Origin of the sequence: Streptomyces sp. NPDC058045, from assembly GCF_042885635.1 — a bacterium.
GTDB lineage: Bacteria > Actinomycetota > Actinomycetes > Streptomycetales > Streptomycetaceae > Streptomyces.
The window spans coordinates 59358-82974 of record NZ_JBHVRR010000015.1; the positions used below are offsets into that span (position 1 = coordinate 59358).

The following is a 23617-nucleotide window of genomic DNA, read 5'->3' on the forward strand; positions in this document are numbered from 1 at the left end:
CGGATCAGTCGGCCTCGCGCAGGGGGCGCATCAGGCGGAGCCGAGCACGTACCGTTGACGCATGACGAGCATCGGCGGTGCTGCAGCTTCAGGGATGGTCGACTGGAATCTCGCGGTGGCGACCGCGACCCGGCTCGCTCGTCCCGGCCCGGAGGTGAGCCGGGACGAGGCCCGAGCCGTCGTCGCCGAACTGCGGCGGCACGCGGCCCAGGCCGAGCGGCATGTCCGCGGCTTCACCCGGCTCGGCACCGACGCCGCCCACGACACCCCGGTCCTGGTGGTGGACCGGCCCGGCTGGGTCCGCGCCAATGTGGCCGGCTTCCGCGAACTGCTCGGCCCGCTGCTGGAGAAGATGCAGCAGCGCCGCGGCGGCGGCCCCGGCGGCGCCGTCCTCGGCACCGTCGGCGGCAAGGTCACCGGAGTCGAGCTCGGAATGCTCCTCTCCTTCCTCTCCTCCCGCGTCCTCGGCCAGTACGAGACCTTCGCGCCCGCCACCCGCGAGCTTCCGGCCGCCGCGAACGGCGGCGGACGGCTCCTCCTGGTGGCGCCCAACATCGTCCATGTGGAACGCGAACTCGACGTGGAACCACATGACTTCCGCCTCTGGGTCTGCCTGCACGAGGAGACCCACCGCACCCAGTTCACCGCCGTGCCCTGGCTGCGGGACCACCTGGAGGGCGAGATCCAGTCGTTTCTCGCCGAGACCGACGTGGACGCCTCGACCTTCCTGGAGCGGATCCGGCAGGCCGCCCAGTCCCTGGTCGGAGGCAGCCCCGAGGGCGAGGACGAGGGCGGCCGCTCCCTGGTGGAGCTGGTGCAGACCCCCGCCCAGCGCGAGATCCTCGCCCGCCTCACCGCCGTGATGTCCCTCCTCGAAGGCCACGCCGACTTCGTGATGGACGGCGTGGGACCCGATGTGGTGCCGTCCGTCTCCGAGATCCGGGAGAAGTTCCAGCAGCGCAGGGCCCGCGGGGCCTCCCGGCTCGATCTCGCCCTGCGCAAACTCCTCGGCCTGGACGCCAAGCTCCGCCAGTACCGCGACGGGGAGCGCTTCGTCCGCGCCGTGGTGGACGAGGCCGGAATGGACGGCTTCAACCGCGTGTGGACCTCGCCCAACACCCTCCCCACCAAGGCGGAGATCGCCGACCCGGCCGGCTGGCTGGCCCGGGTGCACCGCTCCTGAGGAGGTGGTCCGGGCGCCCCGTCCCACCGCCGCCGGACAATCGGATCCGGCCGTTGGCAGAAGCGCGCCCCGCCAATCACCCGTCCGAGGGACCGTGGGCCAGGAGTAGGCGTGCGATGCTCGGGGAACAGCTCGGTTCTGTCACCATCTACCCACTCTGAGTGACTGCTCGGTCGGGCGCGGAGCCCAATTCCCGCGCCGACCGTGACGCACCCCCGGAACCGGCAGTTACCGAGGCACACCTCCCGAACTTCACGAAGGGAACCGGACCATGGGTCCCCATCCAGCGGTCGCGGCGATACGCCTGGCGGTCCGCCACGTACTCAACGACATCCGGCAAGACCTCCGGATCCAGTCCGCCGCCCAGGCCGAGCGGCCTGCCGTCGCGGCCGCCCCGCCCGCGCCCCGCAGCCAGTCCACCCCGCCCGCGGTCACCGTCCCCCCGGCCCCCCTGGTGCTGGTCGCCTGCTCCGGCGGGGCCGACTCCATGGCCCTCGCCTCCGCCCTCGCCTTCGAAGCCCCCCGCCTCGGTGTCCGCGCCGGCGGCATCACCGTCGATCACGGCCTCCAGGCCGGCTCCGACGCCCGTGCCGCCGAGGTCGCCGCCCGCCTCACCGCCCTCGGCCTCGGCCCGGTCGACTCCGTCGCCGTCACCGTCGGCACCGCCGGCGGCCCCGAGGCCGCCGCCCGCGACGCCCGCTACGCCGCACTGGACGCCGCCGCCGAACGCCATGGCGCGCACGCCGTACTCCTCGGCCACACCCGCGACGACCAGGCCGAGACCGTGCTCCTCGGGCTCGCCCGCGGCTCCGGCATCCGCTCCCTCTCCGGGATGGCCGCCGTCTCCGGCACCCGCGGCCGCTACCGCAGGCCCTTCCTCCAGCTCGACCGGCAGACCGCCCGCCGCGCCTGCCTCGCCCAGCACCTCCCCGTCTGGGACGACCCGCACAACGCCGACCCCACCTACACCCGCTCCCGCCTCCGCCACGAGGGCTTGCCCGCCCTGGAGAAGGCCCTCGGCAAAGGCGTCGTGGAGGCCCTCGCCCGCACCGCCCGCCTCTCCCGCGACGACGCGGACGCGCTGGACGCCTGGGCCGAGCGCGTCCAGGCCACCGTCCGCGACGCCACCGGCCGTATCGAGTGCGACAAGCTCCACGACCTGCCGCCCGCGGTACGCCGCCGGGTGCTGCGCCGGGCCGCCATCGAGGCGGGCGCCCCGGCCGGCTCGCTCTTCGCCCGCCACATCGAGGAGTTGGACCGCCTGATCACCGGCTGGCGGGGGCAGGGCGCCATCAATCTGCCGGGCCGCGTCGTCGCTCAGCGGCAGGGTGGCAGACTGGTTATCCGGCAAGGCTGCCCCTGACCCACCGGCCCGCGGGCCGGTGCGGTGCTGACAGCGGCTCGGACGACCGAAAGTGATGCGGGTGGACGCGAACGACATGGGCACCGACCTCAAGTCGGTACTCATCACAAAGGAAGAGATCGACGCCAAGCTGGCCGAGCTGGCCGCGAGGATCGACGCGGAGTACGCGGGCCGGGAGCTGCTGATCGTCGGAGTCCTCAAGGGCGCGGTGATGGTCATGGCCGATCTGGCGCGTGCCCTGTCCACCCCGCTCACCATGGACTGGATGGCGGTGTCCTCCTACGGCGCGGGCACCCAGTCCTCCGGGGTGGTGCGGATCCTGAAGGACCTCGACACCGACATCAAGGGCCGCGACGTCCTGATCGTCGAGGACATCATCGACTCCGGGCTCACCCTGTCCTGGCTGATCTCCAACCTCGGCTCCCGCGAGCCGGCCTCGCTGAAGGTCTGCACCCTGCTGCGCAAGCCGGAGGCGGCCAAGGTCTCCATCGACGTGGAGTGGGTCGGCTTCGACATCCCCAGCGAGTTCGTCGTGGGCTACGGCCTGGACTACGCGGAGAAGTACCGCAATCTCCCCTTCGTCGGTACGCTCGCCCCCCACGTCTACGGCGGCTGAAACACAGCGTCCGGGCGGGCGGAGCGGCCGGGAACCCGGAGCGTGCTTCCGCCGTTGGAGGATGCGGAGACGGGTTTGGGCCACCGCCCATGCGCCCCGGGTGACAAAGCTGGGGTACCGTCCGAAGAACACTCTTTATCAGACTCACTATGGCAGGAGGGACGGGGCGGCACCGCTCCGTATGGATGGACGTGAAGCGATACTTCCGTGGGCCCGTCATGTGGATCGTGCTGGCCGTCCTTGCCGTGGTCGTGTTGATGCAGGTCGTCGGTTCTTCCGGCGGCTACAAGACGGTGGACACGGGCCAGGTCGTCCAGGCGATCGACAACAACAGGGTCCAGCAGGCCAAGCTCACCACCGGTGACGAGCAGACCATCAAGGTCCAGCTGAAGAACGGCCAGAAGGTCGACGGCAGCAGCAAGATCCAGGCGAGCTACATCGGCGACCAGGGCGTCAATCTCGCCAAGGACCTCCAGGCCAAGTACGAGAGCAAGCAGATCCCCGACGGCTACACCGTCTCGCCGTCGAAGCAGAACCCGTTCTTCGGGTTCCTGCTCTCCCTGCTGCCGATCATTCTCATCGTCCTGGTCTTCCTGTTCGTCATGAACCAGATGCAGGGCGGCGGCTCCCGGGTCATGAACTTCGGGAAGTCCAAGGCCAAGCTCATCACCAAGGACACCCCGAAGACGACCTTCTCCGATGTGGCGGGCTCCGACGAGGCCGTCGAGGAGCTCCAGGAGATCAAGGAGTTCCTCCAGGAGCCGGCCAAGTTCCAGGCCGTCGGCGCCAAGATCCCCAAGGGCGTGCTGCTGTACGGCCCGCCCGGCACCGGCAAGACCCTGCTGGCCCGCGCCGTGGCCGGCGAGGCCGGGGTGCCGTTCTACTCGATCTCCGGCTCCGACTTCGTGGAGATGTTCGTCGGTGTCGGCGCCTCCCGGGTGCGCGACCTGTTCGAGCAGGCCAAGGCGAACGCCCCGGCCATCGTCTTCGTCGACGAGATCGACGCCGTCGGCCGGCACCGCGGTGCGGGTCTCGGCGGCGGCCACGACGAGCGCGAGCAGACGCTGAACCAACTCCTGGTAGAGATGGACGGCTTCGACGTGAAGGGCGGCGTCATCCTGATCGCCGCCACTAACCGGCCCGACATCCTCGACCCGGCGCTGCTGCGGCCGGGCCGCTTCGACCGGCAGATCGCCGTCGACCGCCCGGACATGCAGGGCCGGTTGGAGATCCTGAAGGTCCACCAGAAGGGCAAGCCGGTCGCGCCGGACGTCGACCTCTCGGCCGTCGCCCGCCGCACCCCCGGCTTCACCGGTGCCGACCTGAGCAACGTCCTCAACGAGGCCGCCCTGCTCACCGCGCGCAGCGACCGCAAGCTGATCGACAACCAGATGCTGGACGAGGCGATCGACCGGGTGGTCGCGGGCCCGCAGAAGCGGACCCGGATCATGTCGGACAAGGAGAAGAAGATCACCGCGTACCACGAGGGCGGTCACGCCCTGGTCGCGGCGGCCTCACCCAACTCCGACCCGGTGCACAAGATCACCATCCTGTCCCGCGGCCGCGCCCTCGGCTACACCATGGTGCTGCCCGACGAGGACAAGTACTCGACCACCCGCAACGAGATGCTCGACCAGCTCGCCTACATGCTGGGCGGCCGGGCGGCGGAGGAGCTGGTCTTCCACGACCCGACCACCGGCGCGGCCAACGACATCGAGAAGGCCACCACCACGGCCCGCTCCATGGTCACCCAGTACGGCATGACGGAGCGGCTCGGCGCCATCAAGTTCGGCGGCGACAACACCGAACCCTTCCTCGGCCGGGAGATGGCGCACCAGCGGGACTACTCGGAAGAGGTCGCCGCGCTGGTCGACGAAGAGGTCAAGAAGCTCATCGAGAACGCGCACAACGAGGCCTGGGAGATCCTGGTCGAGAACCGCGACGTGCTCGACAACCTCGTCCTCCAGCTCCTGGAGAGGGAGACCCTGGGCAAGGAGGAGATCGCCGAGATCTTCGCGCCGATCGTCAAGCGGCCCTCGCGGCCCGCCTGGACCGGTTCCTCGCGGCGCACCCCGTCGACCCGTCCGCCGGTGCTCTCCCCCAAGGAGCTGTCACTGACGAACGGCGCCAACGGCACGCCGCCCTCCCTCACCAAGGGTTCCCCGGGTACCGAGAGCAGCCCGCTCCCGCCGGCCGAGGCGCCCTCGCCGGAGGACCGCCCCGAGGCGTGACAGCGGCCACACCGGCCCGGAATGTGTACCGCGCCCCCCAGGTTCTAGCCTTGGGGGGCGCGGTCGTGTCCGAGGCCGCGCACTGAGCACAGGAACGAGGGACCGATGATCGACCCCGTGACGCTGGACGGTGGGAGCCGGATCGGCGAGTTCGACGAGAAGCGGGCGGCGGACGCCGTACGGGAGCTGTTGATCGCGGTCGGTGAGGATCCGGACCGCGAGGGGCTGGTGGAGACTCCGGCCCGGGTGGCGCGGGCGTACCGGGAGATATTCGCCGGGCTGTGGCAGAAGCCGGAGGATGTGCTCACCACCACCTTCGACCTGGGCCACGACGAGATGGTGCTGGTGCGGGACATCGAGGTGATGAGTTCCTGCGAGCACCACCTGGTGCCGTTCGTGGGGGTGGCGCACGTCGGGTACATCCCGTCCGTCGACGGGAAGATCACCGGTCTGTCGAAGCTGGCCCGGCTGGTCGACGTCTACGCCCGCCGCCCGCAGGTGCAGGAGCGGCTGACCACGCAGATCGCGGACTCCCTGATGGAGATACTGGAGCCGCGCGGGGTGATCGTGGTCATCGAGTGCGAGCACATGTGCATGACGATGCGCGGGGTGCGCAAGCCGGGAGCCAAGACCATCACCTCGGCGGTGCGCGGGCAGTTGAGGCACCCGGCCACCCGCAACGAGGCGATGAGCCTCATCATGGCGAAGTAGCCGGGCGCGGGGGTCAGTTCGGGCGGCGCGGGTGGTCCGGGTCGTCGTCCTCGTCGTCGGGGAGTCTGCAGACCCGCTCCAGGAACAGCGCGGCAGCTATCACGCCGAGGCCGGCGAGGACCGAGAAGCCGGCGGTGATGGCCTGGTCGCGGCGGGCCGGGATGTCCAGGAACTCCAGCAGGAAGACGCCGGTGCCGGCGTACCCGCCGGCGACGAGGGCCGCGACCAGGGCGCTGGCCTGGGCGAAGCCGACGGCTCTGGCCGCCACCAGCGGGTCCACGCCCTTGGCGTCGGGCTGCCGTTCCCGCTGCGCCTTCAGCCGGGTGCGCAGCGAGAGCGCGGTGGCGAGCAGGATGACGGCGATCACCGCCAGTACGACGGGTGCGGCGCCGGGCACCCGGGGCAGGGTCCCCAGCGAGTCCCACAGCCGGGCGCCGGCCCAGGCCAGCACTCCGGCGCCGAGGAACAGCCCGGCCAGGACCCTGATGCGCAGCTCTTTCACAAATCCCCTTCGCCGCCCGGTGCGCCGCGGCACCGGGGCCGCCGTCGTCCGGTCCCGGCACGGGGCGCGCCGTCGCCGGGCGCCCCGTCCGGTAGACCCTAACGACTACTCGGGCAGGTGGAGTTCCAGGTCGGTGCGCGGCGTGACGCCCTGTCGGGTGACGCCGTCCAGCAGCCCGGCGACGGGGCCGCGGCCGGGGAGCTGCGCCTCGGGTTCGATGTCGTGCCAGGGCGCGAGGACGAAGGCCCGCTGGTGGGCGCGGGGGTGGGGGAGGGTCAGCACCGGGTCCTCGGAGACCTCCTCGGCGTAGGTCACGATGTCGACGTCCAGGGTGCGGGCGCCCCAGTGCTCGTCGCGGGCGCGGTGGAAGGCCTCCTCGACGGCGTGGGCGCGCTCCAGCAGGGAGGACGGCGGCAGGGTGGTCTTCACCACGGCGACCGCGTTGAAGTAGGAGGGCTGGGTGCCCGGTTCGACGCCCCAGGGTTCCGTCTCGTAGACGGGGGAGACGGCTTTGACGCGCAGTCCCGGGGTGTCGCCGAGGGCGTCGACCGCGCCCTGGAGGGTTTCCAGCCGGTTGCCGAGATTGCTGCCGAGGGCTATCACGGCCCGGCGCGGGTTGCTGAGGGTGGTGTCGGCGGCGTCCACCTGTTCCACCACGGAGGCGGGTACGGGCTGGACGGTCGGGTCGCTCGGCCCCGTGGGGAAGGGTGCGCTCATACTCGCCTCCGTGTGATGGTGACGGTCACGTCGTCGAACGGGACGGAGATCGGGGCGTCCGGCTTGTGGACGCAGACCTCGACCTCCGCCACCGTCTCGTGCTTCAGACAGGTCTGCGCGATGCGTTCCGCGAGGGTCTCGACGAGGTCGACCGGTTCGCCCTTGACGACGGCGACGACCTCCTCGGCGACGACGCCGTAGTGCACGGTCTTCTCCAGGTCGTCATCGGCGGCGGCCGCACGGATGTCGAGGCCGAGGACGACGTCCACGATGAAGGTCTGGCCCTCCTCGCGTTCCCTGGGGAAGACGCCGTGGTGCCCACGGGCCTTGAGGCCACGCAGCGCGACACGATCCACGCGAATCACTCCTGCAGTAGTCGGTGTGCCCGGCCGGTGCCGGGTGCGGCCGGCCCGGCGGGCACGTTCGAATCTACCGCCGGACCGCGGCGGTGCCTGCGCTCGGGGGGTGGAGTGCGGTCGCCGCCTGGGATTCGCGGCCGGTCAGGCGGGGCTGCCGTCCGGGTCGCCGCCGGGCGGGTCTCCGGAGCCGCCCTGGTCGTCGGACTCGGCGAGGACCGGGGAGGAGTGGTGGGACCAGAGCCGCCAGCCCTCCGGGGTGCGCAGGAACACATTGGTGGCGACGACGAGTTGGCCCACCAGCGGCCCCAGTTCCTCACCCTCGTCGGGGGCGGGGCCGCCGCTGAGGATGTTCTCGGTGCAGGTGACCACCGCGGTGTCGCCGGCCACGTCGACCTCGACGTCGGTGAGGAAGAACTGAATGTACTCGGTGTTCGCCATGATCAGCGCGTAGGACCTGAGAACTTCGCCGCGGCCGCTGAGGACGGGCCAGCCGGGGTGCACACAGGACACGGCGGGCCGGTCGTCGGAGAGCCAGAGGGCGGTGAGGGCGTCGAAGTCGCCGCGCTCCATGGCCTCGTAGTAGGCGGTGTTGGCGTCCTGGACGCGATCGGCGTCGGTACGGGCGCCGCTCACCGGGCTCCTTCCACTGCCTGGACGACGCGCACCGCGTCCGCGGTGGCGCGGACCTCGTGCACCCGGACCGCCCAGGCGCCCTGGCGGGCGGCGAGGGCGGAGACGGCCGCGGTGGCCGCGTCGCGTTCACGGGCGGGCGGCGGGGCGCCGTCGGGGCCGGCGAGCACCCGTCCGAGGAAACGTTTGCGGGAGGCGGCGACCAGCAGGGGGCGGCCGAGTGCGGTCAGCCGGTCGAGGTGGGCGAGGAGGGTGAGGTCGTGCTCGGCGTCCTTGGAGAAGCCGAGGCCCGGGTCGACCACTATCCGCTCGGGGTCGATTCCGGCGGCGGTGGCGTGCTCCAGACCCGCGGCCAACTCCTCGACGACCTCGGCGACCACGTCGGCGTACTCGCCGTGCACGGTGGCGCCCTCCAGGAAGCCGCGCCAGTGCATCAGGACGAACGGGGCGCCGGCCGCGGCCACCACGGGGAGCATCGCCGGGTCGGCGAGGCCGCCGCTGACGTCGTTGACCAGGGCGGCGCCCGCGGCGAGGGACTCCTCGGCGACGCGGGCGCGCATGGTGTCGACGGACACCGTGACGCCCTCGGCGGCGAGTTGGCGGACGACGGGCACCACGCGGCGCAGTTCCTCCGCGGCGTCGACGCGGGCGGCGCCGGGCCGGGTGGACTCGCCGCCGACGTCTATCAGGTCGGCCCCCTCGGTGACGAGGTCCAGGCCGTGCTTGACCGCGCGGGTGGTGTCGAACCAGCGGCCGCCGTCGGAGAAGGAGTCCGGGGTGACGTTGACGACGCCCATCACCGCACAGCGGTCCCAGTCGGGCAGGCCTGCGACTCGGCGGCCGGGGCTGCGCAGCTCAGTCATACCCCCAGCGTAGAGCCCTGGCCGGAGTCCCCGGTCCGCTGGTCGTCGGGCGCGGTACGGCCGCGGGGCACCGCGCCGTCCGCGGCGGGGGTGTGGTGGGGGCACGGCTGGGGGCTGCGGCGGCGCAGCGCGGCGGGCAGGCCGAGCTGCACGAAGCCTTCGGCGCGGAGTGCGGCGAGCCCGATCCGGGGCAGGTCGCGGGAGGTGCGGTACACCACGAAGCGCGGTTCCCAGCGGGGGCGGAACTTGGCGTTGAAGCGGTACAGGGACTCGATCTGGAACCAGCGGGAGAGGAACACCAGCAGGGCCCGCCAGGCCCGCAGTACGGGGCCGGCGCCGATCTTCTCGCCGCGGGCCAGGGCGGCGCGGAACATGGCGAAGTTCAGGGAGACACGGCTGATGCCGAGGCCGGGCGCCTCCCGCAGGGCGGCCACGATCAGGAGCTCGTTGAGGCCCGGGTCGGCGGCACGGTCACGGCGCATCAGGTCCAGGGAGACCCCGTCCTCGCCCCAGGGCACGAAGTGCAGTACGGCCTTGAGGTCGCCGTGCGGGCCGGGCTCGTCCGGGTCGGCGCGGTGGGCGGTGGCGATGAGGCAGTCCCCGTCGGCCGGGTCGCCGATGCGGCCCAGGGCCATGGAGAAGCCGCGTTCGGTGCCGGTGCCGCGCCAGTCGTCGGAGGCCTGACGGATGCAGTCGAGTTCCTGCTCGTCGAGTTCCGAGACGCGGCGTACCCGGGTCTGGTAGCCGGCGCGTTCGATGCGGGTGACCATCTGGCGGACGTTGCGCATGGCCCGGCCGCTGAGGGAGAAGCCGGCGGTGTCCACGATGGCCTCGTCGCCGATCTCCAGTGCGTCCAGGCCGGTTTCGCGGGTCCACACCTCGCCGCCGGTCTCCGAGCAGCCCATGACGGCGGGGGTCCAGGAGTGGGCGGTGGCCTCGTCCATGAAGCGTTCGATGGCGCCGGGCCAGGCCTCGACGTCGCCGATCGGGTCGCCGCTGGCGAGCATCACACCGGAGACGACGCGGTAGCAGACGGCGGCCTTGCCGCTGGGGGAGAAGACGGCGCCCTTGTCGCGGCGGAGCGCGAAGTGGCCGAGGGAGTCGCGCCGGCCGTGCTTGGCGAGCAGGGCGCGCAGCCGGGCCTCGTCGTCCTCGGTGAGCCGGGCCGCGGGGTGTTCGGGGCGTAGCGCCAGATAGCTGGTGGTGAGGGCGGTGAGCAGGCCGAGGGCGCCGAGCGAGAAGGCCACCGTGAAGCTGGTGTTGCCGGTGTAGTCGACGGGGCCTTCGAGGCCGAAGAGGCCGTACAGGACGTGGGCGAGGCGGTCGTAGAGGCCGGGGTCGCCGACGGTGCGGCTGGGGTGGGCGCTGACCACGAGCAGGCCGAGCAGGACCGAACCGCTGCCGGTGAGAAGGAAGTTGGTGAGGGCGCGCCAGCGGCTGCGCGGGTCGGGCAGCGCCGCGAACTCGCCGCGGTGGCGCACCAGCAGGGTGAAGAGGGCGAGCGAGATGACGACGCCGAGCACCGAGTGCCGGTAGGCGAACTGGGAGACGGCGCCGGCCGGCAGCAGCAGCACCGCGGCCCGCCAGGCGCGGCGCTTGCGGCGTCTGAGCCCGTGCGCGAGCAGCAGCAGCAGGACGCCGGCGCTCAGCGAGAGCGCGGCGGCGAACGGGCCGAGGGCGCCGGGCAGCACCTCGGCCAGGGTGTGCATCCGGCTGTGCCGGAAGCGGGGGAAGACTCCGGCGGCGATGTCCAGGAGGCCTACGAGGGTGCCGGCGCGGGCTGCGAAGGCGGGTACGGCGGAGGGGCGGGGGCCTCGAAGTACCCGCCGCAGCGGGTGACTCGGGCGCGCAACCCGACCTGACTTTTCGCCATCTATCCTGACAGACATCGCATCCCGTGATTCCGCGCGAAGTGGTGGCGGAAGCCTAGTCCGGCTTTCCGGCAGTAGTGCCCTTCTTAGGACGACGTGGATTGACACCGGGTTCAGTCCCGGCGGGAAAAGACAGGAATCTCACTCCATGGGTCTTACCAGTACCGCGCTGCTGGGTTTGGCGGCGGCTCTGGCCGGGCTGCTGTTCGGCGGCACGGTGTGGCTGTGGCCGCGGTTCGCGGGCCGCGGCTGGCGGTGGATCGCGGCCCGGACGGGCGTACTGCTGGCGGCGCAGGCCGCGCTGTTCTGCACCCTGCTGCTGGCGGCCAACCAGAACTTCGGCTTCTACGGCTCCTGGTCCGACCTCCTCGGCACCGAGACCGGGCAGGGCGTGGTGGTGGACCAGACCGCCCGCGGCCCGCTGCGGCTGCTGGGCACCGAGCCGGTCAGCGCCGCGTCCCCTTCCGCGCCCTCGGCCGGCGGGCAGATCCAGCGCATCCGGATCACCGGCGCCGTCTCCCGCATCTCCTCCCCGGCCCTGCTGTACCTGCCGCCGGAGTACTTCCAGCAGCGCTACCGGCAGCACACCTTCCCCGCCGCCGTCGTCCTCACCGGCTACCCCGGCACCGCCGCCGCCCTGGTCAACGGCCTGCACTACCCGCAGACCGCGCAGCGCCTGGTACGCGGGAGCCGGATGCCGCCCATGGTGCTGGTGATGATGCGGCCCACCGTGGTGCCGCCGCGGGACACCGAGTGCGTGGACGTGCCCGGCGGCCCGCAGACCGAGACCTTCCTCGCGGAGGATGTGCCGCGGGCCGTCGCCGGGCACTACCGGGTGGCCCGCGCCCCGCACTCCTGGGGCGTCATCGGCGACTCCACCGGCGGCTACTGCGCCCTGAAGCTGGCCGTGCACCACCCCGGCCGGTACGCGGCGGGCGCCGGCCTCTCCCCCTACTACAAGGCGCCCGAGGACCCCACCACCGGCGACCTCTTCCGCGGCGACCAGTCGGCGCGGAACCACGCCGACCTGATGTGGTCGATGCGGCACGGGCCCGCGCCGCGCACCTCGCTGCTGGTCACCACCAGCCGGCACGGGGAGCGCAACTACCGTGCCACCCGCGCCTTCGTGAACCTCGTACGGCACCGCGGCCCCACCCGGATCTCGTCCATCGTGCTGGACACCGGCGGCCACAACTTCAACACCTGGCGGCGGGAGATCCCGGCCGCGCTGGAGTGGCTGGGCGGCCGTCTCAGCGGTGGCTGAACCGGGGCCGGAGGCTGGGGAATTGCGGGGCTCCGGCACCAAGGGCGGCGTACGCGCGGTAAGTTTCTGGCCATGCCACGTGGACGTCACCGCCATTCCCCGCCCCTGCACCGGCTGCTGCCGCCCTCGGTGATCGCGGGCGTGTCCGTCGCGTGCGGCGCCGCCTGCTGGTTCGTCGACCGGACGCTGCCGCTGCGCGGTCTGGCGTCCGTCGCCGCTTTCGCCGCGGTGGTCGGCGCGGTCGTGATGCGCGGCTGGGACCTCACCGCGGGCAAGCGGGTCGCGGACCTCACCCGGGGCCGCGCCAGCGACGCCTGGCAGCACGAGGAGCGCGTGGCCGAACTCGAAGGCGACCTGGAGGAATCCCGCGAGGTACGCGCCAAGCTGGAGCAGAAACTGCGCGCCAAGCGGGCCGAACTCGCCGGGCTGCGCGGCGAACACGCGGCCCTGCTGCGCCGCTACGCCAACGCCGAGACGGAACGCGCCAGCGCCCTGGAGGGCCGCCGGCAACTCGCCATCGAGGCCGCCGCCCCCACCCCGGCACTGACCTCGTCGTCCAGCCCGCCCGCCCTGCGGCCCTCGCTCTATCTGCGCGCCAACCGCGCCCTGGACCGGCTGGCCCCGCCCCGGCCCGCCACCCACCGGGTCCCGCCGCACGGCATCCCGCTCCCCGAGCGCGGCACCGGTCGGGAGGCGGGGGAGCAGGGGAAGGACGCGGCGGCCGGGCACCGGCGCGCGGCCGCCGGAACCACCGGGCACCGGGCGCAGCCGGGCATCGCCGCCGCGCCCCGCCGCCCCGCCCTCACCGGCGGCTTCGACTACTTCGGTACCAAGTCCGACCCGTCCGCCGCACTGGAGTCGGTGCAGCACGCGGACCTCGCCGATGTGGTGGGCGAGGAGGCGCTCGCCGAGCATCAGGCGGAGGAGGACTCCGGCGCCCCGGACGGCCGGAGCGCCGAGGAGGTCATCGACCTGACGGCGCACGACGAGACCGAGCAGATGGACCTGGCGGCACTCCGCGGCGCGGTCTGACCCAGGGGGTGTCTCCCCCTCTCAAGTCCCCTGCTGCCGACCGCACTTGGGCACAGCTCAGGACATCCACCGGTCCGGTCCCGCCAGCCGGCGCCCGGTGCGGGAGCGGTCGGCCTGGGCGTACAGCAGCTCCGCCGCCTGCGAGGCGTCCCGCACCCTGGCCCGTACGGTGGTGTTCGCGCCGGTGTCCACGCGGAGTTCGGCCAGTCGCAGGGCCCGCGCCCAGGGGCCCCGGACCAGGCGGACGCTCTGCACCTTGGCGTGCGGGACCAGGCTCACCCGGTGCTGGAGCAGGCCCTGCCGGGCGGCGAACACCGCCTCGTCCACGGCCAGTCCGTGGCCCCGCCACCACAGCGGCAGCCGGTAGCGGGCCCGGGCGGGCGGCCGGGTGAAGTGCCGCGGCACCGCGACGCCCGGCAGCACCCGCGCCACCAGTTCCTCCGCCTGCGGCCGTGAAGCGACCGGCACCAGCACGGAGTTGTCGGAGCCCGCCACGTCCAGCTCCACCCGTACCCAGTCCAGCCGCCGCCACAGCAGTGGTGTCACCAGCCGCACCGCCTGCACCCGGCCCGGCGGCACCGTCTCGTGTGAGCGGTCCAGCAGGCCGTGGTCGAGCCGCAGCCCGTCCGGCGAGGTGCCCACCGTCCAGTCGTAGCCGACGGCGAAGCGGCCGAAGCTGGCGGCGCCCGCGACGCTCAGCATCGGCAGCGCGACCGCGAGCACCGTCCACGGGCTGCGCAGGTACAGCCACAGCAGCGGCGGCACCGTCAGCGCGGCGAGGACCGGGCCCCAGGCCGCGCCGGTCAGCAGGACCGAGAGCACCAGCATCCGCGGCGGCACCCGCAGCAGCGGCCGGGCCGGGGCCTCGCCCACCCCGCCCGCCGTCTCGGGGGCGAACCCGGCGGCGCGGGCCAGGAGTTCGGCCCGCAGAGCGCGCGCCCGGCCCTCGGCGAGATAGGCCAGCTCGTCCTTCTTCGCGGTGCCGATCACATCGAGCCGCAGCTTGGCCACGCCCGCCACCCGCGCCGGCAGCGGCTGCGTCAGATCCACCGCCTGCAACCGGTCGAGCCGGATGTGCGCGGTACGGCGGAACAACAGGCCGGTACGGATGCGGAGTTCGCCGCCGGTCACCGCGTAGTGGGTGAACCACCAGCTCAGAAAGCCGTACAGGCCGGCCGCCAGGAGGAGGGCGGCGAGCAGGCCGAGGACGGTGGTGAGGGTGAGCCGGGCCAGATGGTGCTGGGCCTGCGCCGGGTCGTGCACCGCCCAGCCGATGACCACGGCGATCGGCGCCCAGGCCCGGCGCAGCGGTGTCACCGGGTGCAGCCGGTGCTCGCGGGCGGGCTCCCCGCCGGACGGTTCCCCGCTCACAGCCCGGCCGATCTGGCCTCGCCCAGCTCGGTGAGCCGGTCCCGCAGCCGCTCCGCCTCACCGGGCAGCAGACCGGGGACCCGGGCGTCGGTCGCGGCGGCCGCGGTGTGCAACTGGAGCCCCGCCAGCCCGAATTGACGCTCCACCGGCCCCGAGGTCACCTCCACCAACTGCATCCGCCCGTACGGCACCACGGTCTCCCGGTGCCAGAGGACACCGCGGCTGATCAGCAGGTCGTCGGCGCGCTCCGCGTAGCGCCAGGAACGCCAGTTGCGGCCCAGCAGCAGCCACGCCCAGAGGAGGGCCGCGGCGGGGGCGGCCGCGCACAGCGCCCACAGCGGGCCGAGGAGGACGCCCGGTACCACGGCGGCGGTCACCGTGAGCGGCCCCAGCCACAGCGCCAGCAGCAGCCGCCGCATCCGCAGCAGCCCGGCGGGCAGCCCCACCCACCGCGGCTCCCGGCCCCCGCCCCCGCCCGGCTCCCCGCCCGTCCCCGTCTCCATGAGGCAAGCGTACGTAGGGGAGACTGGGCGTATGAGTCCCACGACGCAGACCACGGTCGGTATCGGCGGTGCCGCAGAGAGCACCGACATGGTGCTGAACATCGGGCCGCAGCATCCGTCGACGCACGGTGTGCTGCGGCTGAGACTGGTGCTGGACGGGGAGCGGATCGCCGAGGCGGAGCCCGTCATCGGCTATATGCACCGCGGCGCGGAGAAGCTCTTCGAGGCGCGCGACTACCGCCAGATCATCGTGCTGGCCAACCGGCACGACTGGCTCTCCGCCTTCTCCAACGAGCTGGGCGTGGTGCTCGCCGTGGAGCGGATGCTGGGGATGGAGGTGCCCGAGCGCGCGGTGTGGCTGCGCACCCTGCTCGCCGAGCTGAACCGCGTCCTCAACCATCTGATGTTCCTCGGCTCGTACCCGCTGGAGCTGGGCGGCATCACGCCCGTCTTCTACGCGTTCACGGAGCGCGAGGAACTCCAGGCGGTGATGGAGGAGGTGTCCGGCGGGCGGATGCACTACATGTTCAACCGGGTCGGCGGCCTCAAGGAGGACATCCCGGCCGGCTGGACCGGCCGCGCCCGCGAGGCGGTCGCCGGGGTCCGCTCCCGGATGGACGTCTACGACGACCTGGTCCTCGGCAACGAGATCTTCCGCGCCCGCACCCGCGGCGTGGGCGTACTGGACGCGGCGGCCGTGCACGCCTACGGGGTGAGCGGCCCCATCGCCCGCGCCTCCGGCGTCGACTTCGACCTGCGGCGGGACGAGCCGTATCTGGCGTACGGGGAGCTGGCGGACACGCTGAAGGTGGTGACCAGGGCCGAGGGGGACTGCCTGGCCCGGTTCGAGTGCCTGCTGGAGCAGACCCGTATCGCGCTCGACCTGGCCGACGCCTGCCTGTCGCGGCTCGCCGAACTGCCGCCCGGTCCGGTCAACCAGCGCCTGCCGAAAGTCCTCAAGGCACCCGAGGGCCATACCTACGCCTGGACCGAGAACCCCCTCGGCATCAACGGCTACTACCTGGTGTCCAAGGGCGAGAAGACGCCGTACCGGCTGAAGCTGCGGTCCGCGTCCTTCAACAACATCCAGGCGCTGACCGAGCTGCTGCCGGGGACGCTGGTCGCGGACATGGTCGCGATCCTCGGCTCACTCTTCTTCGTCGTCGGCGACATCGACAAGTAGCGGTACGGACCACGCCCGGTCCGCGGGCAGGCCCACCGGCTGGAGCAGCCAGCCGAAGTCCCCGAGCCCGCCGCGCGCCGTCAGCTCCGCCGCCTCCCCGGCCCGCGCCAGCGCCCGTACGTACCCGGCCGGGTCGGTGCCGGCCAGTGCCAGCGGCGGGCGGGCGCCGGACAGCCCGAGGGCGGTGAGCGCGCCGCGCTGGGTGCGCAGCCGGCCGCCGGGCAGCAGGCAGGCGTCCAGCGCCACATGCGCGGTCAGATCGCAGGACCCGTCCGGCACCGGCCGCGTCTCCCGCCCCGCCCGGAACCCGGTGAGACTGCCGTACGGCGGCCGGGCGCCCCGCGTGTGCCCGTAGTCCACCGCCACCGCCAGGCCCCGCTCCAGGCTGCCGACGGCCGCCGCCCAGGCCGTGTCCCGGGGCCGCCCGATCTCCGCCCGCAGCCCCGGCGCGCGCCCCACCGGCCACCACCGCGCCAGCCACTCTGCGTCCTCGGCACCGACCGCGCCGCCCACGCTCTCCTCGCCCTCCGCGTCCACCAGGACCAGCCGGGGCTCGCCGTCCGCACCGGTCTCCACCACGTCCAGCGGGACGTTGTCCAGCCACTCGTTGGCGAAGAGCAGCCCGGACGCGCCGGACGGCGGCTCGTCGGTCCACCGGATCCGGGGATCGGTGCCCGCCGGCCGCGGCGCCCGCTCCACCGCGTACGCCCGCAGCCGCTCCCGCACCCCGGGCTCCAGAGCGGCGAGTACGGCGGTGACCAACTCGCCGCGGCCCGCGCCCAGATCCACGAAGTCCAGCGCGGCGGGCCGGCCCAGCGCGACGTCCACCCGGCACAGCAGCTCCGCCACGGCGCCCGCGAAGAGCGGGGAGGCGTGCACCGAGGTGCGGAAGTGGGCGGCGGGGCCGCCCTCGGGCCGCAGATAGAAGCCGCCGGGGCCGTAGAGGGCGTCCTCGGCGGCGGCCCGCCAGGTGCGCGGCGCTGGTGTCCTGGTCACCCGTCGAAGGGTAGGCGGGCGGCCCTCCACCTTGGGGAGTAGGTGCCGGGGGCAGGGATCGGCCCTCCGGTTGACCCCCGGCCGCGAAGCCGTACCTACGCTTGGTCGTGTGCAGCGCGTCTACGCCTTCCTCCGCCGCTACCCGACCGGGGTCGACACCTTCTGGGCTGTCTTCGTGGTCGGGGTCGCCGTCGTGAGCATGAGCGGTACGACGCACGTCGGGTCGCCCGCCGCCGCGGTGCCGATCCTGCTCACGCTGGGTGCGGTGATCGCGCTCCGGCGGCGGATGCCGGTGTGGATGCTGATGCTGGCCGCCGCCGCCGGTGTCGCCCAGCTCGTCTTCGACACCCAGGTCATGGCGGCCGACTTCGCCATGCTGGTGATCATCTACACGGTGGCCGCCGACGGCCCGCGCTGGGCCTCCCGGCTCGCGCTGGCCGGCGGCCTCTGCGCGGCACCACTGGCACAGTTGCGCTGGCCCGCCGAGACCGGCAGCGGTCCCCTCGGCGCCGTCCTGGTCACCGCCTTCGGCATCGTGCCGTTCGCGCTGGCCTGGGTACTGGGCGACTCGATGCGCACCCGCCGCGCCTATCTGGCCCAACTGGAGGAGCGCGCCGCCCGGTTGGAGCGCGAGCGGGAGGCCCAGTCCAAGGTGGCGGTGGCCGCGGAACGCGCCCGGATCGCCCGCGAGCTGCACGATGTCGTCGCCCACAACGTCTCCGTGATGGTGGTCCAGGCCGACGGCGCCGCCTATGTCATGGACGCCGCGCCCGACCAGGCGAAGAAGGCCCTGGAGACCATCTCCGGCACCGGCCGCCAGGCCCTCGCCGAAATGCGCCGCCTCCTCGGCGTACTGCGCACCGGGGAGCCCGAGGAGAGCGGCGAGTACGTGCCCCAGCCCGACGTGGACCAGCTCGACGAACTCATCGAGCAGGTACGGGTGTCCGGCCTGCCCGTCGACTTCAAGGTGGAGGGCACCCCCCGCCCCCTGCCCAGCGGCGTCGAGCTCACCGCGTACCGCATCGTCCAGGAAGCCCTCACCAACACCCGCAAACACGGCGGCTCCGGCGTCGGCGCCAGCGTCCGCCTCGTCTACTTCGACGACGGCCTGGGCCTCCTGGTGGAGGACGACGGCAAGGGCGCCCCCCACGAGCTGTACGAGGACGGCGGCGCCGACGGCCGCGGCCACGGCCTCATCGGAATGCGCGAACGCGTCGGCATGGTAGGCGGCACCCTCGACGCCGGCCCCCGCCCCGGCGGCGGCTTCCGCATCAGCGCGCTGCTGCCGCTGAAACCGGGGGTTTGAGGGGGCTTGAGCCCCTCCGTGACCCCGCCAACGGCTCGCCACTGTCGCGTGACCACAGGGTTCCGGTGGGGCTCTCAGGTGTGGAACTTGCGTGCGGCGGGCGGGAGTTGTGAGGCCACGGTCTGTGTGGTGAAGACGTAGCGGGTGCCGTCCTCGTCTGTTGCCAGGAAGGCGTACGGCTCGCCGTGCGCCACGTGGTCCAGAGCCCAGGCGTGTTCGTTCGCGTCGGCCGCCCATGCCCGTACGTGGCGGGCGTACGGAGGGGCGAGTTGGTCCGCGACGTGCTGGGCGCGGGTGCGGAGCCAGCGCAGGGCCAACCTCGGGGAATCGGTGCGGTGTTCACCGAGGGGGACGCGGGCGCCGCCGGGGGTGTGGGCGAGGAGACGGGCGCTGTAAGTACCGCGGACCCGGCCCCATGCAGGGGCTTCTCGCAGCAGCGTCACGACGGCACCACCTCCGGCAGCAGCAGCCGCGCCCACACCGTCTTGCCTACGCCGGTACGGGGCGCGACGCCCCAGGAGTCGGCCAGTGCGGACACAAGGGCCAGCCCCCTACCCGACTCGTCGTCGGGCCCCGCGTCCCGCGGTGCCGGTTTCTCATCACTCGCGTCCTCAACCGCGAGACACAACTCCCGGCCCGTCAACTCGAAACGGACCCGGAACTCGCGGTCCCGGGGCGCCTTCGCCGCGACGGCGTTGGTCGCCAGCTCGGACAGCAACAGGACCGCGGTGTCGGTGACTTCACCGTCTACGTGCCATGCGGCGAGCTGATCCCGAAGGGTTTCGCGGGCGCGGCCGACGTTACGGCGGTGCCGGGGGAACTGATGCGCAACTGCCCTGCCGGGGACGGGTGTCGGTGCGGCGGTTGCGGTTGCGGGTGTGGTTGCGGTTGCGGGTGCGGTCGGTGCGGTGCTTTCGAGCATGGCTCAACCTCTTGGGGGAGCGGGTGATGGCACGTCAAGTCGATTGCCGCGCAACCGTGTTGGTACGCACAGCAGGAATAGGCCTAGTGTGCTCTCGCCTACCGATAGAATGCAAGCCTTGCGAATTACTGCCATGTGTTCGAACAGAGTTGAGTTGCGGCCCGGTGGTCACCCACACTCGCCGTAGCACCGAGGTAGCGAAGGGACCCGCACTGTGCCGGAGAAGCGACAACCTCCCCCGACGGTCAGGCTTCGGCGACTGGCCGCCGAGCTACGCCGACTTCGTGCGGCGGCAGGGTTGACCCGCGAGGAGGTCACGGAGCGGAAGGGGATCAACGCCGCGACGCTGTACCGCATCGAGAAGGCCCGCGCCAAACCCCAGAAGCGGACCCTGATCGCCCTACTCGATCTCTACGAGGCGACCGACTCGCGGCGAGCCGACCTGTTGGCGATCCAGAGCGGCTCCAATGACCGGGGCTGGCTGCGGCCCTTCCATGCGGAGCTGTACGAGGAGTACACGGCGTACATCGGGTTCGAGTCCGAGGCGCGCACCGTGCGCAACTATGAATCCATGTTTGTCCCGGGCCTTGCCCAGACCGAGCGTTACGCCTACGCGGCAATCAAGGGTGCGCTGCCCACCGCCAGCAAGCGAGGTGTGGAGCAGCGAGTCCAGACGCGTATGGATCGACAGGCATTGCTTACGAAGGAGAACCCGCTGCGGTTCTGGGCGATTGTCGATGAGGCGGTCGTCCGGCGCGCAGTGGGTGGACGCGAAGTGATGCGGGAGCAGTTGCTGCATCTGCTTCAGCTCATGGAAGAACCGCATGTGACGCTTCAGGTGATCCCCTTCGACAAGGGGGCTCACGCGGGCATGTCGGGCAGCTTCGTCCACATGGACTTTCCCGATGCTGCCGATCCCGAGCTGGTCTACGTGGATTCTCAGGCTGGCGACGTATTCCTGGAGACCGAGGACGAGCTTCGGCACTACAAGTCGAGGTTCGAGCACCTGCAGGCCATCGCCGCAGGACCGAACGAGAGCGCTGACCTGCTGGCTAAGCTTGCCCAAGCAAAAATCTGAGGAAGGGTGTTCGTAGTGCAGTACAACCTCACCAACGCCGTGTGGCGGAAGAGTAGTTACAGCGGCGGCAATAATCAGTGCGTCGAGGTAGCTGATGGCTTCCCGGACGTCATGCCCGTCCGCGACAGCAAGACCCCCGAAGGCCCCTGCCTTGTGTTCGGGGTGAGTGCGTGGGCTTCGTTCACGAGGACTGTGAAGGACAGCGAACTGCCCTCGGTCTGAGGAGAGTTCGAGAGCCCCACGTCAAGACCGTGGGAGGGAGCCCCTGACTCGTGCCGGGTCGGGGGCTCTCGCGTGTGTGGGACGGTTCCACTCGATGTGCCTGCACCTTCAGGCCGTTGTGGCCGCGCTTGGCGTAGACGCCGGGTTGCTGGCCGAGCCTGGGTGGAGACGGCCCGAGTCAGAAGGAAGGTGTGCGGAGTGCTGTACGACCTTGTCAATGCCGTGTGGCGCAAGAGCAGCTACAGCGGGCAGGGCGGCGACTGCGTCGAGGTAGCCGACAGCGTCCCCGGCATCACGCCCGTGCGCGACAGGAAGACCCCCGAAGGCCCCTGCCTCATGTTCGGGACAGTGGCATGGGCCTCGTTCGCCAGGATGGTGAAGATTGGCGAACTGCCCTCTGACTGAAGGGAGTTCACCATTCTCCCGCTCGTCGGGGCTCCGGCTCAGCCTTCCCCGCCGGGAGCGGTGGCGGCCCCGCGCGCAGGTGCCTGTCCGGTTACGATCAGGGTGCCGATGTGGCCCGGTGTCGGCGCGTCCAGGACGTTGGCTTTGGCGGTGGCGAAGCCCGCGCGGAGGAGGTGGCGTTCCCAGACCGCGGGTCGGTAGCTGTAGCGGTAGGTGAACTGGGCCTTGCCTGCGAAGCCGCCCTTGTACATGCCCTGCGGGCCGTAGGCGCCGGGGATGGCGGGCGGCTGGGAGAACACGAACTGGCCGCCGGGCGTGAGGTGTTGGCGGACGAGGGGGAAGAGGCGGGAGGGGTCGGTGAACCAGGCCGCGCCGAAGATCGAGTAGACGGCGTCGTAGGTCTGCGTGTCGTCCGCCAGCACCTCCAGGACCTCGCCGCACACGAACTCCGCGCCGGTGTGCGCCCACCGCTCGGTGGTTTTCCGCACCATGACCGGTGACAGGTCGACACCGCGCGCCTTCACCCCGCTCCCCGCGAGGTGGGCGAGCGCGCGACCGGTCCCGCAGCCGATCTCCAGCACGCTGCCGGGGCTGCCGAGGAGTTCGGGGCCGGGACCGTGCCCGGCGTACTGGGTCCAGCCGAAGCACGGTTCGGCGTCGTCCTTGAACGCCGACTCCGCGTAGGTGTCCCACAGGGCGGTCTCGGCGGCGATGTCGTGGGGTACGGGCACGGGGGTCCTTCAGGGGGTCGTGGGTGTGGGGGAGCCCCGCCCCTTGGTGTGCGGTGGGGCGGGGCGAGGGTAGCGGGCGGGGTCAGTGGCTGTCGGGGACCTTGTCGTCGCACGGCGAGCAGTCGGCGCCGTCGACGGCCCAGAGTTCCGCGTCGATGTCCCAGCCCTGGGACTTGAGGAAGTCACCGGTACGCAGGCACAGGCCGTCGCGGCGGCGTTCGATGAACGGGGCGTGGTGCTTGAACGCACCGCCGTTGTAGCGGCGGCAGATGCCCCACCAGACGGGCGTGTCCAGGATGAGTTGGTGGACCCCGATGTCCACCAGCTTCCCGACGCCGAGGTGGACGTCCGGATTCTGGATGGAGCCCATGACGTACATGACGGCGTTGCCGAGGATGCGTTCCGCCATGTCGCGGACCATGGTGTGGTCGCGGAGCAGCAGGGCGATCTCGCGGTCCCACAGACTCATGCCGGAGTCGAACACGTTGGTGGTCAGCTCGGTGATGTGCGGGGCGACCGCGTTGAGGATCAGCTCGGGGTCGCGGGTGAGGGTCCTGACGGGCTGCTCGCCGAGTGCAGTGGCCACTGTGCCTCCTGAAGTGGTGAGTGCCTGTTGCCTGTTGAGTCGGCAAGGAAGGTATCGATGCGGCATTGACGGCAGCCATGGAGTGTTCTCGAATGTTCTCGGTGCTTGTCTGGATGTTCTCGTGTGGTCCCGCGACGGTGTCCTCACCGGGTAGTGCCGTGCACCGAGCCTGGCAATGCTGAGTGAGACCCGAGCCGGCAGGAAGGGGCACAGACTCATGGCGCGACGACTGCGTTTCAGGGGCACCGACAGCAAGAACGGCGGCTGCCCGGCGGTTCATGAAGACCTCGACAGCGGGGAGATCATCGTCCAGGGGCCTCCTCTGACAGATCCCGAGGACATCGACCAGCTCAAGCACTTCGGGCCGCATGATGCTGCGGTGGCGGTGCCCCGCGAACTGCTGGTCAACCACGGGCCCAAGGAGGTGGACCGGGTGCCCCGGCTGATCGGCCTGGAGGAGTTCGGTCGGCTTTTCCACCACTTCGAGCACTCGGCCTGGCATCTGGAGACCCGGCGCGGATACGCCTCTGACCGGGAGGACGAGGGGTACGCCCGGTTCCTGGAGACCGGCGAGGCCCTCATGGACATCGACAGCGAGTGGTGCCGGAACATCCGGCGGCAGACGGCGGCCGGGAAGTACGTCGGCCGGGTGCGGGTCGTTGACCGACCGCCCACCGACGGGCAGCGGTTCCTGCTCTCCTACGCGCGCTGCAACGCGGCCACCGGGGAGGACGTACGGAATCTGTGGCGGGACGAGGCCGACCGGGCCCAACTCCCCGGGGAGGACTTCTGGTTGTTCGACTCCCGACTCGTGGCGATCCTCCGCTTCGACGACGCCGATGTCTTCCAAGATGTGGAGGTCATCACGGAACCGGCGGCGGTCCTCCGTTACTGCCAGATCCGGGACGCCGCCGTTCACACCTCCGTCCCCTACGACGAGTTCACGGCGCGACTAGAATCCCAGGGCTGACT

Annotated in this window: 26 protein-coding genes; 13 read left to right on the top strand and 13 right to left on the bottom strand. The window is 71.9% G+C overall.

From position 1 onward, the window contains the following. Nucleotides 1-61 precede the first annotated feature (61 nt). The 5 genes from ACFVST_RS12310 to folE all read left to right on the top strand — a co-directional run bounded on the left by ACFVST_RS12310 (nt 62) and on the right by folE (nt 6104). Nucleotides 62-1183, top strand: a complete 1122-nt coding sequence (locus ACFVST_RS12310) for a zinc-dependent metalloprotease (RefSeq protein WP_390149562.1) — start codon at nt 62-64, stop codon at nt 1181-1183. A 271-nt stretch (nt 1184-1454) separates the two neighbouring features. Next, nucleotides 1455-2546, top strand: a complete 1092-nt coding sequence (gene tilS / locus ACFVST_RS12315) for a tRNA lysidine(34) synthetase TilS (RefSeq protein ID WP_390149564.1) — start codon at nt 1455-1457, stop codon at nt 2544-2546. Nucleotides 2547-2601: 55 nt separating this feature from the next. After that, entirely contained in the window at nt 2602-3162 is a 561-nt protein-coding gene (hpt, locus tag ACFVST_RS12320) for a hypoxanthine phosphoribosyltransferase (RefSeq protein WP_390149566.1), read from the top strand. Between the two features lie 185 nt (nt 3163-3347). After that, entirely contained in the window at nt 3348-5393 is a 2046-nt protein-coding gene (ftsH, locus tag ACFVST_RS12325) for an ATP-dependent zinc metalloprotease FtsH (protein WP_390149568.1), read from the top strand. Between the two features lie 105 nt (nt 5394-5498). After that, the gene (gene folE / locus ACFVST_RS12330) at nt 5499-6104 is read left to right on the top strand and encodes a GTP cyclohydrolase I FolE (RefSeq protein ID WP_390149570.1); all 606 of its coding nucleotides are present in this window, start codon (nt 5499-5501) and stop codon (nt 6102-6104) included. Nucleotides 6105-6117: 13 nt separating this feature from the next. Here the strand turns inward: folE and ACFVST_RS12335 are convergent, their stop codons facing one another. The 6 genes from ACFVST_RS12335 to ACFVST_RS12360 form a co-directional block, all read right to left on the bottom strand. Next, complete coding sequence (locus ACFVST_RS12335; RefSeq protein WP_390149572.1) at nt 6118-6606, bottom strand: DUF3180 domain-containing protein; 489 nt, start codon at nt 6604-6606, stop codon at nt 6118-6120. A gap of 105 nt (nt 6607-6711) precedes the next feature. Continuing rightward, a complete protein-coding gene (gene folK / locus ACFVST_RS12340) occupies nt 6712-7323 on the bottom strand; it encodes a 2-amino-4-hydroxy-6-hydroxymethyldihydropteridine diphosphokinase (protein WP_390149574.1) in 612 nt (203 codons plus the stop codon). After that, complete coding sequence (gene folB, locus ACFVST_RS12345; RefSeq protein ID WP_390149576.1) at nt 7320-7679, bottom strand: dihydroneopterin aldolase; 360 nt, start codon at nt 7677-7679, stop codon at nt 7320-7322. Before folB ends, folK begins: the two co-directional genes overlap by 4 nt. A 144-nt stretch (nt 7680-7823) precedes the next feature. Further along, nucleotides 7824-8315 carry a nuclear transport factor 2 family protein gene (locus ACFVST_RS12350; protein WP_390149578.1) on the bottom strand — a complete coding sequence of 164 codons (492 nt, stop codon included), beginning with the start codon at nt 8313-8315 and terminating at the stop codon, nt 7824-7826. Beyond that, nucleotides 8312-9175: a dihydropteroate synthase gene (gene folP / locus ACFVST_RS12355; protein ID WP_390149580.1), complete on the bottom strand. Its 864-nt coding sequence runs from the start codon at nt 9173-9175 to the stop codon at nt 8312-8314. Before folP ends, ACFVST_RS12350 begins: the two co-directional genes overlap by 4 nt. After that, entirely contained in the window at nt 9172-11064 is a 1893-nt protein-coding gene (locus tag ACFVST_RS12360) for a phosphatidylglycerol lysyltransferase domain-containing protein (RefSeq protein WP_390149582.1), read from the bottom strand. Before ACFVST_RS12360 ends, folP begins: the two co-directional genes overlap by 4 nt. Nucleotides 11065-11194: 130 nt before the next feature. Between ACFVST_RS12360 and ACFVST_RS12365 the strand changes: the two genes are divergently transcribed. Continuing rightward, entirely contained in the window at nt 11195-12310 is a 1116-nt protein-coding gene (locus ACFVST_RS12365) for an alpha/beta hydrolase (RefSeq protein WP_390149585.1), read from the top strand. 72 nt (nt 12311-12382) lie between these two features. Next, complete coding sequence (locus ACFVST_RS12370) at nt 12383-13342, top strand: hypothetical protein (protein WP_390149587.1); 960 nt, start codon at nt 12383-12385, stop codon at nt 13340-13342. A 57-nt stretch (nt 13343-13399) separates the two neighbouring features. On the opposite strand, the gene ACFVST_RS12375 is transcribed toward ACFVST_RS12370, so the two are convergent. Together ACFVST_RS12375 and ACFVST_RS12380 are read right to left on the bottom strand one after the other, a co-directional pair. Continuing rightward, the gene (locus tag ACFVST_RS12375) at nt 13400-14713 is read right to left on the bottom strand and encodes a PH domain-containing protein (protein WP_390149589.1); all 1314 of its coding nucleotides are present in this window, start codon (nt 14711-14713) and stop codon (nt 13400-13402) included. After that, the gene (locus tag ACFVST_RS12380) at nt 14710-15216 is read right to left on the bottom strand and encodes a PH domain-containing protein (protein ID WP_390149591.1); all 507 of its coding nucleotides are present in this window, start codon (nt 15214-15216) and stop codon (nt 14710-14712) included. Before ACFVST_RS12380 ends, ACFVST_RS12375 begins: the two co-directional genes overlap by 4 nt. Before the next feature lie 31 nt (nt 15217-15247). On the opposite strand from ACFVST_RS12380, the gene ACFVST_RS12385 reads away from it, so the two are divergent. Further along, the gene (locus tag ACFVST_RS12385; RefSeq protein WP_390149592.1) at nt 15248-16399 is read left to right on the top strand and encodes an NADH-quinone oxidoreductase subunit D; all 1152 of its coding nucleotides are present in this window, start codon (nt 15248-15250) and stop codon (nt 16397-16399) included. Here the strand turns inward: ACFVST_RS12385 and ACFVST_RS12390 are convergent. Then, the gene (locus tag ACFVST_RS12390) at nt 16364-17395 is read right to left on the bottom strand and encodes an SAM-dependent methyltransferase (RefSeq protein ID WP_390149594.1); all 1032 of its coding nucleotides are present in this window, start codon (nt 17393-17395) and stop codon (nt 16364-16366) included. The genes ACFVST_RS12385 and ACFVST_RS12390 overlap by 36 nt on opposite strands. Before the next feature lie 109 nt (nt 17396-17504). Here ACFVST_RS12390 and ACFVST_RS12395 point away from each other — a divergent pair, with 109 nt between their 5' ends. Continuing rightward, nucleotides 17505-18701: a sensor histidine kinase gene (locus ACFVST_RS12395; RefSeq protein ID WP_390149595.1), complete on the top strand. Its 1197-nt coding sequence runs from the start codon at nt 17505-17507 to the stop codon at nt 18699-18701. Between the two features lie 74 nt (nt 18702-18775). Here ACFVST_RS12395 and ACFVST_RS12400 read toward each other — a convergent pair whose 3' ends face one another. Continuing rightward, nucleotides 18776-19144 carry a hypothetical protein gene (locus ACFVST_RS12400; RefSeq protein ID WP_390149596.1) on the bottom strand — a complete coding sequence of 123 codons (369 nt, stop codon included), beginning with the start codon at nt 19142-19144 and terminating at the stop codon, nt 18776-18778. Beyond that, nucleotides 19141-19623, bottom strand: a complete 483-nt coding sequence (locus ACFVST_RS12405; protein ID WP_390149597.1) for an ATP-binding protein — start codon at nt 19621-19623, stop codon at nt 19141-19143. The genes ACFVST_RS12400 and ACFVST_RS12405 overlap by 4 nt, the downstream gene beginning before the upstream one ends. Nucleotides 19624-19837: 214 nt before the next feature. Here ACFVST_RS12405 and ACFVST_RS12410 point away from each other — a divergent pair, with 214 nt between their 5' ends. From ACFVST_RS12410 to ACFVST_RS12420, 3 genes are all read left to right on the top strand, one after another. Next, the gene (locus ACFVST_RS12410) at nt 19838-20701 is read left to right on the top strand and encodes a helix-turn-helix domain-containing protein (protein ID WP_390149599.1); all 864 of its coding nucleotides are present in this window, start codon (nt 19838-19840) and stop codon (nt 20699-20701) included. A 15-nt stretch (nt 20702-20716) separates the two neighbouring features. Beyond that, the gene (locus tag ACFVST_RS12415; RefSeq protein ID WP_390149601.1) at nt 20717-20923 is read left to right on the top strand and encodes a DUF397 domain-containing protein; all 207 of its coding nucleotides are present in this window, start codon (nt 20717-20719) and stop codon (nt 20921-20923) included. A 198-nt stretch (nt 20924-21121) separates the two neighbouring features. Then, entirely contained in the window at nt 21122-21328 is a 207-nt protein-coding gene (locus ACFVST_RS12420; RefSeq protein WP_390149603.1) for a DUF397 domain-containing protein, read from the top strand. Between the two features lie 38 nt (nt 21329-21366). Here the strand turns inward: ACFVST_RS12420 and ACFVST_RS12425 are convergent, their stop codons facing one another. Then, complete coding sequence (locus tag ACFVST_RS12425; RefSeq protein WP_390149605.1) at nt 21367-22059, bottom strand: class I SAM-dependent methyltransferase; 693 nt, start codon at nt 22057-22059, stop codon at nt 21367-21369. An 82-nt stretch (nt 22060-22141) separates the two neighbouring features. Then, the gene (locus ACFVST_RS12430; protein ID WP_390149607.1) at nt 22142-22645 is read right to left on the bottom strand and encodes a hypothetical protein; all 504 of its coding nucleotides are present in this window, start codon (nt 22643-22645) and stop codon (nt 22142-22144) included. Nucleotides 22646-22862: 217 nt separating this feature from the next. On the opposite strand from ACFVST_RS12430, the gene ACFVST_RS12435 reads away from it, so the two are divergent. Then, nucleotides 22863-23615 carry a DUF6879 family protein gene (locus ACFVST_RS12435; RefSeq protein ID WP_390149609.1) on the top strand — a complete coding sequence of 251 codons (753 nt, stop codon included), beginning with the start codon at nt 22863-22865 and terminating at the stop codon, nt 23613-23615. The last annotated feature ends 2 nt before the right edge of the window (nt 23616-23617 follow it).

Excerpts from the sequence above, each read along its gene's own strand:
- folP (WP_390149580.1), bottom strand. The coding sequence starts at position 9,175 with ATGACTGAGCTGCGCAGCCCCGGCCGCCGAGTCGCAGGCCTGCCCGAC.
- folK (WP_390149574.1), bottom strand. The coding sequence starts at position 7,323 with ATGAGCGCACCCTTCCCCACGGGGCCGAGCGACCCGACCGTCCAGCCC.
- folE (WP_390149570.1), top strand. The coding sequence starts at position 5,499 with ATGATCGACCCCGTGACGCTGGACGGTGGGAGCCGGATCGGCGAGTTC.
- ACFVST_RS12385 (WP_390149592.1), top strand. The coding sequence starts at position 15,248 with ATGAGTCCCACGACGCAGACCACGGTCGGTATCGGCGGTGCCGCAGAG.
- ACFVST_RS12405 (WP_390149597.1), bottom strand. The coding sequence starts at position 19,623 with ATGCTCGAAAGCACCGCACCGACCGCACCCGCAACCGCAACCACACCC.
- ACFVST_RS12360 (WP_390149582.1), bottom strand. The coding sequence starts at position 11,064 with ATGTCTGTCAGGATAGATGGCGAAAAGTCAGGTCGGGTTGCGCGCCCG.
- ACFVST_RS12310 (WP_390149562.1), top strand. The coding sequence starts at position 62 with ATGACGAGCATCGGCGGTGCTGCAGCTTCAGGGATGGTCGACTGGAAT.
- tilS (WP_390149564.1), top strand. The coding sequence starts at position 1,455 with ATGGGTCCCCATCCAGCGGTCGCGGCGATACGCCTGGCGGTCCGCCAC.
- hpt (WP_390149566.1), top strand. The coding sequence starts at position 2,602 with ATGCGGGTGGACGCGAACGACATGGGCACCGACCTCAAGTCGGTACTC.
- ACFVST_RS12435 (WP_390149609.1), top strand. The coding sequence starts at position 22,863 with ATGGCGCGACGACTGCGTTTCAGGGGCACCGACAGCAAGAACGGCGGC.
- ACFVST_RS12370 (WP_390149587.1), top strand. The coding sequence starts at position 12,383 with ATGCCACGTGGACGTCACCGCCATTCCCCGCCCCTGCACCGGCTGCTG.
- ftsH (WP_390149568.1), top strand. The coding sequence starts at position 3,348 with ATGGACGTGAAGCGATACTTCCGTGGGCCCGTCATGTGGATCGTGCTG.
- ACFVST_RS12365 (WP_390149585.1), top strand. The coding sequence starts at position 11,195 with ATGGGTCTTACCAGTACCGCGCTGCTGGGTTTGGCGGCGGCTCTGGCC.
- ACFVST_RS12380 (WP_390149591.1), bottom strand. The coding sequence starts at position 15,216 with ATGGAGACGGGGACGGGCGGGGAGCCGGGCGGGGGCGGGGGCCGGGAG.